Genomic DNA, 11,057 nt, shown 5'->3' on the forward strand with positions numbered 1-11,057 from the left:
ATTCGCACTAAAAGAGTTTATGTCATTAATTCAAAGCTGGCGTTGGTTTGGCCCCAATGATTCAGTAAGTCTTCAGGATATTTTACAGGCAGGAGCTACAGATGTAGTTTCTGCCTTACATTATATTCCTCATGGAGAAGTGTGGCCATTGGAAGAGATTTTAGAAAGGAAATCCTTGATAGAAGCTTCAGGATTAAAATGGTCCATAGTAGAGTCTGTTCCTGTTCATGAAGCCATAAAAACAAGGAGTGATGCAAGTGAAAAATACCTTGATAATTATAGGACAACATTAAAAAATCTTTCTAAGGCAGGTCTAAAGCTTGTGTGTTATAATTTCATGCCCGTTTTAGATTGGACTAGAACAGACCTTTCTTTTGTTCTTCAAAATGGAGCCAAAGCGCTTTATTTTGATTGGGCAGATTTGGCAAGTTTTGACCAGTATATATTGCAAAGAAAAAATGCTTTCTCCTTCTACTCCGATGAAGTAGTCGAGTTAGCAAAGCAAAGGTGGGTTTACATGAATGAAGAAAGGAAAAAGGAGCTTTCCGATATCATTCTCATGGGTGTGCCCACTGAAAAGAGCATGACAAAAGAAGACCTTATGAATAGTATTGCTATTTATAAGGAAATAGGGAAAGATGGACTTAGAGATAATCTGGTTTACTTTCTAAAGTCCATTCAGCAGATCTGTGAGGAAGAAGGGATTACGATGACCATTCATCCTGATGATCCTCCATTTCCAATATTGGGTTTACCAAGGATCGCTTCTAATGATGAGGACCTATTGTACATTCTGGATAAAGTTCCGGAATCTTTCAACGGTGTCTGTTTTTGTACCGGATCTCTAGGTGCGGGAGCACACAACGATCTACCGGATATTTTGGCTAAGGTTGGAGAAAGGGTTCATTTTGCACACCTTAGAAATGTTAAAAGGAACAATAGGGGAGATTTTTATGAAGCGGAACATTTGGATGGAGATGTAGATATGGTTTCTATTATGCAACAATTAATTAGGTTGAATAATAAGCGGAATCCCCCTGTCATTTACAGACCTGACCATGGTCATCAGCTTTTAGATGACCTCGACAAGCAAACAAACCCAGGTTATTCTGCAATAGGACGATTAAAAGGCTTGGCAGAGCTGAGGGGTTTGGAAAAAGGTTTGGATAGGTAGTTTATTTTAAACCCGGATTATGTAATAGGATTTCTCCGTCCTGACAATAGTCAGGGGTGAAGCCTGTCCCGTGTTTACGGGAAGTGTTGCAATCGCAAGGAAATCAGGCTGTTTGGATATTTTAGCATAGCACCGCTATGGTGAAATTCAAAACAGCAACGAAGTGGCTGATTTTGAAGCGATTTCAGCACGTAATAGATTGTCTATTGCATATTTCGGGTTAAATTAAACTTGAGATTTGTATTAGCGCTTCGGTTATGTGATGGAATTAATTCAAAAAGTTACTTATCTATTTTTTTGGATCATTAGGTCCAACGGGTCGTAATAACATACTCATGGCTCATAGCCATTTGGGGAATTAACAAGTATATCACGGATTTGTCAGTATTGTTGCCTTTTATGCAGCAATACTGACAAATCCGCTCCATTTGGGTTGAAATCATAAAACAAGCTCAAATTCCTCAATCCTGTTTAAATAATTGTCAAATTCCTGTTATCAATTTGATTTGGGGCTTTATTACTAGGACTAATGGTTTGAAATTTCCGGAAAAGGGAATTACCTTGTTAATTGATCGCAAACAAGAAATTTGATTAAATTCATCAGAAGAAAACATGCCATTACAAAGTTCAATTATTAACAGGATTTCTATTAATGCAGTTAGTGGAAAAGGTATTTCAGCACTTATCATTCTATTATTATTGATGAGTGTAACCCTGCTCCAAAATTCCATGGCCCAAAATGTAGAAATGCCGAGCAAAGGCTTTTGTGCGCACAGGGGAGCCATGACTAGTCATCCTGAAAATACCATTCCGGCATTTGAACAATCCATTGCCTCGGGTGCTCAGATGATTGAATTTGATGTTCAGTTTAGCAGGGATTCTGCACTTATAATTATGCATGATGGGACCTTGGACAGAACCACCAACGGAAGTGGGGAAGTAGCCTTGATGGATTCAAAGGAAATTAGAAGTTTGGATGCAGGAAGTTGGAAAGACGAGGCATTTGCAGGGACAAAAGTACCTGTTTTAAGAGAGGTTTTGGAAATGATGCCGGATAATATATGGTTAAATGTTCACCTTAAAGGTGGGTATGCGTTAGGGAAGAAGGTGGCAGCCCTAATTTTGGAAATGGACAAAACCCACCAGGCAGTGATGGCAGTAATGGAAGATGCTGCAAAAGGGGCTAGGTCTGTATCAGATCAAATCTTGATTTGCAATATGGAAAGGCAATCCGGAGGATTAGACTATGTAGAAGGAACCATTGCAATGAAAGCGGATTTTATTCAATTGAAAGGCCCTATTACCCCGGAATTTCAAAATTATTCCAAAAGCCTTCATAAAAAAGGTATTGGTATCAATTATTTCGGTACCGATGACCCTGTGATTTTCAAGCAACTGTTTGATTTTGGAATCGAGTTCCCTCTAGTCAATGATATAGTTACAGCCATGCAATATGCTGATGATTTTGGAATCAAACCAGTGGTGCCCAGTTATAGTACACCGAAAAAACATCCAATAAAAAAATAGTTGATAAATATTAACTCTCTTGGTGGTAAAGCAGGGTTTATAAATTGAAAAGGTAAAAAACAAGTATATGGGTGATTAATCATTCTTGAAATTGATGTGAAATATGGATTGCAATTAGCTTAGACCGCATTTTTTTTTAAGCAGGTAATTTATTTGAAATCAGGTGTTAAAGACCATTTTTTTATTGGAAAGGGGTTGGAATAGGTTTTCACTTAGTCATTTAATTTGATTTATTTCATGAAATTTTAATTTTTTTGATAAATAAAAAATAGCTTTATTTAGCGGTCAAAATATCCTATAAAGCTAATTGAACCTAACTGATAAAGATCTTAGTTTACTCCTTTATAAAGGAAAAGAGGAGGCATTCAATGCCATTTACGAAAAGTATTGGAAGCAGCTTTATGTATATGCCTATAAAATTTTTGAGGACCAGATTGTTTGTGAAGATATTGTGCAAGAGGTATTTGTGAAATTATGGGAAAGAGCAAAATCCAATAAAATTGAAAAATTAGAGAGCTACCTGTTTAGGGCGGTTAAATTTCAGGCAATGAACGCTATTAGGGATTTAAAACCAACAACTGATCTTGAACAGTTTTTTAATCATCTACCGGATAATTTGGGGGTTGACTTGATCTTAGAAGAAAAAGAGATGGTATCTAATTTAAAAATTATAATTAACCAATTACCCGTCAAGTGTCGAGAAGTTTTCATTTTAAGTAGGGAAGAACAACTTTCAAACAAAGAAATAGCAGGCCAATTGAATATTTCAATCCGCACAGTTGAAGCCCATTTGAATAAAGCCTTAAAATTTATTAAAAAAAATGTGAACGGAATATTTTTTTGTTTTTACCAATTATTTGCTTATTTAATTTAATAAATTTTTTATTTTGTCAATATTTAAGAATTATAATTTAAAAATATTAAGTTAGTTTGATAAATAAATTATTAAAAGTACTTAATTGTTTAAATAAATTTTTTACTTACTAAGTGTAAAACCGGTTTCATGTTACTTTTATTATGACAAGCATGAAATCAATGAACAAAGAAATATTTTTAACTTTATTAAAGAAGCAGGCCAATGGAAAGGCTAGTCCCGAAGAGCTAGATCAAATAAGACAGATTTTTGATCTGATTCAGAGGAGAGAAATAGATTGGCCACTTACTCCAGCTGAGGAATTGGCATTGAAAGACAATGTCAAGCAAAAAATTGATGAAAGGAAAAAAGGCAATCAGGTTTCGTTTGATCCTTTGACAATTTTTAAATGGGCAGCCGTTTTATTGATAGGTTTTTCCCTTACTTATTTTTTATTTTCTTCCGGCTTAGGAAGTAATGCTGATCAGGAATGGGTAGAAAAAGTGACCAGTCAAACTCAGAAAGGAACATTTACCTTACCAGATGGTTCTACTGTATTTTTGAATACCAATTCCCGTATCCGATTTCCAATAAACTTCGCCGGGGACAAAAGAGAAGTGATCTTGGAAGGAGAAGGTTTTTTTAATGTAGTTAAAAATAAGAAAAAGCCATTTGAAGTGGTTAGCAATGGTGTTTTAACGCGAGTATTGGGAACTTCCTTTAATATAAATGCTGCCAATGAGGAGTTGGTTGAAGTGGTGGTTGCAAGTGGAAAGGTTGGCGTGACAAATGATCTCACTAAAGGGGCAAGTTTAAATTTAATAGATCCAAATCAGAAAGCAACCATCAATCGACTCAATAAGGAAATTCATGTAGAAGAAATTGACATAGAAGAAGAACTAGCTTGGAAAGCTGAAAAAATGTCATTTGACTTTGTTCCATTCGAAGAAGTAATAGCCACTATTGGATCCATGTACCACATTGAAATCGAAATTAGAGGGGACGTTGGTGAATCTTGCACCATTCGTTCCACATATTCCAATAAAAGCCTCTATTCAATTCTATATGGATTAAAAAACATAGTTGATTTTGACTGGGAAAAGGTAGATGAAAGAAAGATTATTATAAACTATAAAAGTTGCATCAATTAAATGAAACTGCCTATGTAAGCTTTATGACTTTAAACCAAAAAGATCCGGAACTGCTGCAACAGTTCCGGGATTAAATCAAAAGGAATTATCCGAGTCCGGCTAAAACCTACATTTATTAATTTAACCTTATAAAAGTATGAAAAATTATTTACTGAGGATAATTGTGCGTATTTCAAAACAAACTTTAAAACTCTTCTTACCCATGTTGTTGGGAATCCAAACCTTGGTGGCAGAGCCTTCTACCAGCCAAAGTTTGGAAGATTATCAGGTTCAATTGTATGCCAATGGAGAATCGTTGGTTGATGTTCTAAGTAAGTTAGAAAAGCAAACTGATTTCATTTTTGCTTACAATCAATCCGTATTGACAGATAAAACCAAAGTTAAGCTTAGTGTTTCCAGTAACCTGAAAGAGGCACTTGAAAGGTTAGCGACCATAGTCCCTTATGACTTTAAAAGGGTTAACGAGAATATATACGTAATAAAAAAGTCCAAGGTTAATAAACTGTCACCGGTTTTAGCAAAAAATAAAATTGAAAAATTTGCTATAGCTATTAGGGGTACGGTTGTTGACGAAAGCGGCGCCCCTATACCCGGGGTCACAGTTTCTATACCTGGAACCTCTATAGGTACGGCCACGGATTTGGATGGAAAATACTCCATCAGTGTTCCTGAAGGGGCTGAATTGGTTTTTTCTTTTATAGGTTACGAAGCACAACAAATTAAGGTAGGATCCCAAAGCGTAATAAATGTTACCCTTGTTGAAGAAATTTCTTCACTAAATGAAGTGGTAGTTGTTGGTTTCGGAGAGCAGAAAAAGGCTAACCTAACGGGGGCAGTAACCACCATAGATGCAGCCGTTATTGCAGAAAGGCCGGTACAAAATGTTGGGCAAATGCTTCAAGGTGTTATTCCGGGACTAAACTTACAAACAGGAGGTCTTGGTGGTGAATTGAATCAATCTCTAAATTTCAATATTAGAGGGGCAGGAACAATTGGTCAAGGTTCTACCTCTTCCCCTTTGGTTTTGATTGATGGAATGGATGGAGACTTAAATGCCCTCAATCCTCAGGACATTGATAATATTACCGTTCTAAAAGATGCTGCAGCGGCATCAGTTTATGGTTCGAGAGCGGCCTTTGGTGTAATTTTAGTAACCACCAAAAGTGGTAAAGAAGGAAAAGCAAAGGTGAATTATAACAACAATTTCCGTTTCGGTCAGCCTAGAGGCTTACCGGACATGATGGATTCACATACTTTTTCTTTGTATTACAATGAAGCGGCATACCATGCGGGAAGAAGCCCCATATTTGACGATGAAACCATAGACCGCATTGTTCAATACCAAAATGGTACGTTGGAAACTTCTACCATTCCTGATAATAATGGAGAACGTTGGCAATATTATTCTGCATCCAATGGAAATACTGATTGGTTTGCAGAGCAATATAAATCAATGACTTTCAGTCAAGAACACAATTTGAGTGTGAATGGTGGGAGTGAAAATGCCAAATACTACGTTTCAGCCAATTATCTGGACCAAGGAGGACTTACCCGACATGCTGATGACAGTTTTAACAGATATGGTATCACTGCCAAAGTTGACCTTAAAATCAATGACAAGGTTTCCTTTTTATACAATAACAGGTTTGTGAGGGAATACTTTACAAAAGCCACGCATTTAAATGATCTTTTTTACCATAATGTTGCAAGGAGATGGCCAACGGTTCCGGTAAAAGATCCCAATGGATATTATTCTTACCCTTCTGAAATCAATCAGATGAAAACAGGAGGTAGGGTAAACAACCTGAAAGACTTCTATTATATGCAAGGTCAGTTGACTTATACGCCTAAAGATAACTGGAATATCATTGCCAGCATTAATTATAGGTTGATCAATACCAATAATGATAGCAATGTGCTGCCTGCTTTTGCCTACGATGTGGATGGAGAAGCCTATCCAGCACCTGTTTACTGGAGTGCAGCCGGCCATACTGCTGTTAGTCAATTCAATCAAAAAGAAGACTTTTTCACAAGCAATATTTATTCAGATTACAGCTTTAATTTAGGCGAAGGACATAACTTCAAGGTGATGGCTGGTTTTAATTCTGAATTGAATAAATACAGAAACATCAGTGCAAGTAGAACAGGATTAATCACTCCAACTGTCATTTCTATCAACACAGCTACAGACAATTTCCAAAATGCAGGTGCCCTTAACCACTGGGCTACCGCAGGTTTCTTTGGACGTTTGAACTATAACTACAAAGAAAAATACCTCTTTGAATTCAATTCAAGGTATGACGGTTCTTCACGGTTTATCCAAGATTTGAGATGGAATTTGTTTAACTCCGCATCCGTAGGTTATAATATTGCCAGAGAAGATTTCTGGACCTGGGACGACAAAATCCAAATGTTAAAGATCAGGGGGTCTTATGGTGAGCTTGGCAACCAGAATACTTCAAGTTGGTATCCCTTTTACCTAACCCAGCCTTTCTCAGTAAACTCCGGAAGTTGGTTAGTGAATGGTATTAAGCCCAATACTGCCACTGCACCGGGACTTATCAGTAGGTTCATGACTTGGGAAAGGGTAAGAAGTTACAATATTGGTTTGGATATGGGAATGTTTGACAACCGTCTAACAGTGAATTTTGATTATTTCACTAGACTTACCCTAGATATGGTTGGCCCCGCACAAGAATTGCCGGTGATTTTGGGTACAAGTGTTCCGCTAATAAACAATGCTGATTTAAAATCTTGGGGCTTTGAGTTAGAATCAACTTGGAGAGACAATATTGGAGATTTTAATTATAGTGTAAGAGGTGTGCTTTCAGATGATCAAATGAAAGTGACAAAATACCCCAATGATACATATAACCTTAGCCAATGGTATGAAGGTGAGTTAAGTGGCAATATCTGGGGTTATGAGACTGTAGGCATAGCAAAAGATCAGGCCGAAATGGACCAGCACTTGGAAACGACCAACCAAAATCAATTAGGTACCAATTGGATGGCCGGAGACATCATGTACAAAGACCTAAATGGAGATGGAACGGTTAATTCAGGTAGCAATACTCTTGGAGATTCAGGTGACCGAAAAATATTAGGTAACTCCACACCTCGATTCAAATACAGCCTGGATCTTTCCGGACAATATAGAAATTGGGATTTTAGAATTTTTATCCAGGGGGTGGGTAAAAGAGACTGGATGCCAAATGGCCCTTATTTCTGGGGTACCGGAGGTCAAAATATGTGGCAGGCAGCTGGATTTATGGAGCACATGGATTTCTACAGAGACGAGAACTCGCCAATGGTACAAGCAGGACTGGCAGATGTGAATCTTGATTCCTACTTCCCAAGACCTGTTTTTGATAATGGTAAAAATAACCAAACCCAAAGCAGGTTTCTGCAAAGTGCAGCCTATATGAGATTGAAAAACTTGCAAATAGGTTACAGCCTCCCATCAGAAATTGTTTCCAGAATTGGTGTAGGAAACGCTCGCTTTTATGTATCGGGAGAAAATCTTTTGACCTTCTCTAAAATGTCTAAAATATTTGATCCTGAATCAGTAGGATTATCCGGTTGGAATGATGGTAAAACCTATCCTTTCTCCACTGTTTATTCATTGGGTCTAAATGTTAACTTCTAAAGAGAATTTGTGATGAGAATACATATAAAATCTAAATTATATATAGCCTTAGCAATGGTATTGCCATTGTTGAACATGTCTTGTAATGAGTTTCTGGAAAGAGAGCCTTTATCCGTAGTAACACCAGAAGCTTACCTACACTCGGAAGCCGATTTGGCAGCTTATACCATTGCCAATTATGCTTTTCCTACGCATTCAGGATGGAATGTAGGTACCTTTGGCTATGACAACCATACAGATAACCAAGCCACCACCAATGCCAGTAATAGATGGATACCTGGTGAATATAGGGTTAGTCAGACAGGTGGTTCATGGAGTTTTGGACAGATAAGGGACATGAATTATTTCCTCGAAACTGTTGTCCCTCGCTGGAAAGCCAATGGGATTTCTGGTAATACTTCCAATGTGGAGCATTATATCGGAGAAGGTTATTTTCTTAGGGCCTATGAGTATTTTAACAAGGTGCAAAGTTTAGGTGATTATCCAATAGTTAAAACTACCCTCCCTGATGATATGGAAACCCTGACAGAGGTTTCTAAAAGAAAGCCTAGGAACGAAGTAGCGAGGTTTATTATTTCTGACCTTGATTCTGCCATCAACCTATTATTGGTAAGCCCTCCGGGAGGAAAGAACAGAATCAACCAAATGGCAGCATTGACTTTCAAGTCAAGGGTTGCTTTGCATGAAGCCACATGGTTGCTTTACCATAAAGGTACAGCTCATGTTCCTGGTGGTCCTGGATGGCCTGGAGAAGGTGATAACCCTAATTTCAGCCTTGATATAGATCAAGAAATTGATTATTTTCTTGGTGAAGCCATGGAAGCTGCTGAATTGGTTGCTGATCAGGTTTCATTGACCACCAATACCCTGGATAATGGCTATGATTCCTCTGAAAATCCATACCATAAAATGTTTGGAGACTTGGACATGAGTCAGTATGATGAAGTATTACTTTGGAGACAATATGACCATACCTTAGGTATTCGTCACAATATCAATGCTTATATCAATTCAAACGGTGGGAATACAGGTTACACTAAAGGACTTGTTGAAAGCTTCTTGATGGCCAATGGACTACCAATCTATGCAGCGGGTTCAGGATATCATGGAGACGATTTTATTGCCGATGTAAAGGCTGATAGGGACAACAGGCTTCAATTATTTATGAAGGATGCAGGTGAAGTCAGGTTAATAGGCCAAACCAATGCAGATGGATCTCCTGTTCTTATAACGGAGCCGGAAATTATTGGTAACCAAGAAACCAAATATGTAACCGGATACGGTATAAAGAAAGGGTTTAGTTATTTGCCATCTCAGACAGTAGGTGAAGCAGGTACCGTTGGTTCAATAGTGTTTAGAGCAGCAGAAGCATACCTGAACTATATTGAAGCTTCTTACCTAGCCAATGGAAGCATTGACGCAAAAGCTGCCGCTTATTGGGAAGCCTTAAGGGTGAGAGCCGGCGTTAGTCCTGACTTTAACCTTACCATTGCCAATACCATTATTAGCAAAGAAGCTGAAGGGGATATGGGCGCATATTCTTCCGGAGAAATGCTTTCAGATCCAATTTTGTACAATATCAGAAGAGAAAGAAGAAATGAGTTGATTGCCGAGGGCATGCGGTTCTTTGACCTGAAACGTTGGAGAGCTTTGGATCAACTTAAATCGGATCCGTATATCGCAAAAGGTTTCAAATTATGGGGACCTATGCAAAGTTGGTATGTGGATGAAGAGACCAATGAAACTTTATTGATTCCTGCAGGAACAAATGATTCAGCGACTCCAAATGTTTCTAATCCTGATGAAAGTGATTACCTACTTCCTTACAGAATTATGCTTGGAGGCACCAATTTGGTGAAGGATGGTTACAAATGGGCTACCGCTCATTACTTGGAACCAATAGCCATTCAGCATTTTATTATCACTTCCACAGGTGGAGATCCTTCAAATTCAGTTATTTACCAAAATCCGGGATGGTCACTCCAAGCGAATGAAGGTGCATTGGAATAATTACTTAGCTGTATAAATCAAGTTTTTTTTAAGGCAATACCCGTTATGGGTATTGCTTTTTTTATTTCCAAGTGTAGATGGAATTTTGTTAGTTTCTTCAACCCGAAATATGCAATAGACATTCTATTACGTGCTGAAATCGCTTCAAAATCAGCCACTTCGTTGCTGTTTTCAATTTCACCATAGCGGTGTTATGCTAAGATCTCCAAACAGCCTGATTTTCTTGCGATTGCAACACTTCCCGTAATTACGGGAAATCCTATTACATATCCGGGTTGAAGCTTCTAGAATGGATTCAGATCGTTTAGTTAGGTAGGTTAGTATTTAAATCATCACTCTTTATAGGCAAACTAATTCGCTAATCTTTTTACCTAATAGGTTCCAAGGCAGTAACCTGTAACAGTTACTAGGAGCGAAAAATTAATGATTTTTTATTTGATTAACTAGTTAGTTTCATAAAGCAGCAATTACCCTGTAAGAAATTAACCTTTGAAATAAGGTGTCAATGGCTTATTAGATGAATATAAAATCATGATTAAATGTTTAGTAATATCTTTTGTATATGAAATAATCAAAAAATTATCTTTTATTTTATATATTGTTGGCCTGTAAATTTAAAGGTTATATTCAATTTTAATAAAATTGTATGCAGCCAAATAATCCCAAATATTTTGTAGTTTTTATTGCAGGGCATTT

General features: G+C 37.4%; 6 protein-coding genes. All 6 read left to right on the top strand.

Translation table 11 applies throughout. The features are described 5' to 3' along the window. The first annotated feature begins 19 nt into the window (after positions 1 to 19). Positions 20 to 1,174 carry a mannonate dehydratase gene (gene uxuA, locus AC13EX_RS16165; protein WP_482893471.1) on the top strand — a complete coding sequence of 385 codons (1,155 nt, stop codon included), beginning with the start codon at positions 20 to 22 and terminating at the stop codon, positions 1,172 to 1,174. A 612-nt stretch (positions 1,175 to 1,786) separates the two neighbouring features. Beyond that, positions 1,787 to 2,701, top strand: a complete 915-nt coding sequence (locus AC13EX_RS16170; RefSeq protein ID WP_048643913.1) for a glycerophosphodiester phosphodiesterase — start codon at positions 1,787 to 1,789, stop codon at positions 2,699 to 2,701. A 307-nt stretch (positions 2,702 to 3,008) separates the two neighbouring features. Next, positions 3,009 to 3,575, top strand: coding sequence for an RNA polymerase sigma-70 factor (locus AC13EX_RS16175; protein ID WP_048643912.1), 567 nt, complete (start codon positions 3,009 to 3,011; stop codon positions 3,573 to 3,575). A 161-nt stretch (positions 3,576 to 3,736) separates the two neighbouring features. Next, positions 3,737 to 4,705, top strand: a complete 969-nt coding sequence (locus AC13EX_RS16180; RefSeq protein ID WP_482893472.1) for a FecR family protein — start codon at positions 3,737 to 3,739, stop codon at positions 4,703 to 4,705. Positions 4,706 to 4,841: 136 nt separating this feature from the next. Beyond that, complete coding sequence (locus tag AC13EX_RS16185) at positions 4,842 to 8,351, top strand: SusC/RagA family TonB-linked outer membrane protein (protein WP_048643910.1); 3,510 nt, start codon at positions 4,842 to 4,844, stop codon at positions 8,349 to 8,351. A 12-nt stretch (positions 8,352 to 8,363) separates the two neighbouring features. Beyond that, positions 8,364 to 10,361, top strand: coding sequence for a RagB/SusD family nutrient uptake outer membrane protein (locus AC13EX_RS16190; RefSeq protein ID WP_482893473.1), 1,998 nt, complete (start codon positions 8,364 to 8,366; stop codon positions 10,359 to 10,361). Positions 10,362 to 11,057 lie beyond the last annotated feature (696 nt).

It is taken from the genome of Cyclobacterium sp. L-R (assembly GCF_056859355.1).

Excerpts from the sequence above, each read along its gene's own strand:
- uxuA (WP_482893471.1), top strand. The coding sequence starts at position 20 with ATGTCATTAATTCAAAGCTGGCGTTGGTTTGGCCCCAATGATTCAGTA.
- AC13EX_RS16170 (WP_048643913.1), top strand. The coding sequence starts at position 1,787 with ATGCCATTACAAAGTTCAATTATTAACAGGATTTCTATTAATGCAGTT.
- AC13EX_RS16180 (WP_482893472.1), top strand. The coding sequence starts at position 3,737 with ATGAACAAAGAAATATTTTTAACTTTATTAAAGAAGCAGGCCAATGGA.
- AC13EX_RS16185 (WP_048643910.1), top strand. The coding sequence starts at position 4,842 with ATGAAAAATTATTTACTGAGGATAATTGTGCGTATTTCAAAACAAACT.
- AC13EX_RS16190 (WP_482893473.1), top strand. The coding sequence starts at position 8,364 with ATGAGAATACATATAAAATCTAAATTATATATAGCCTTAGCAATGGTA.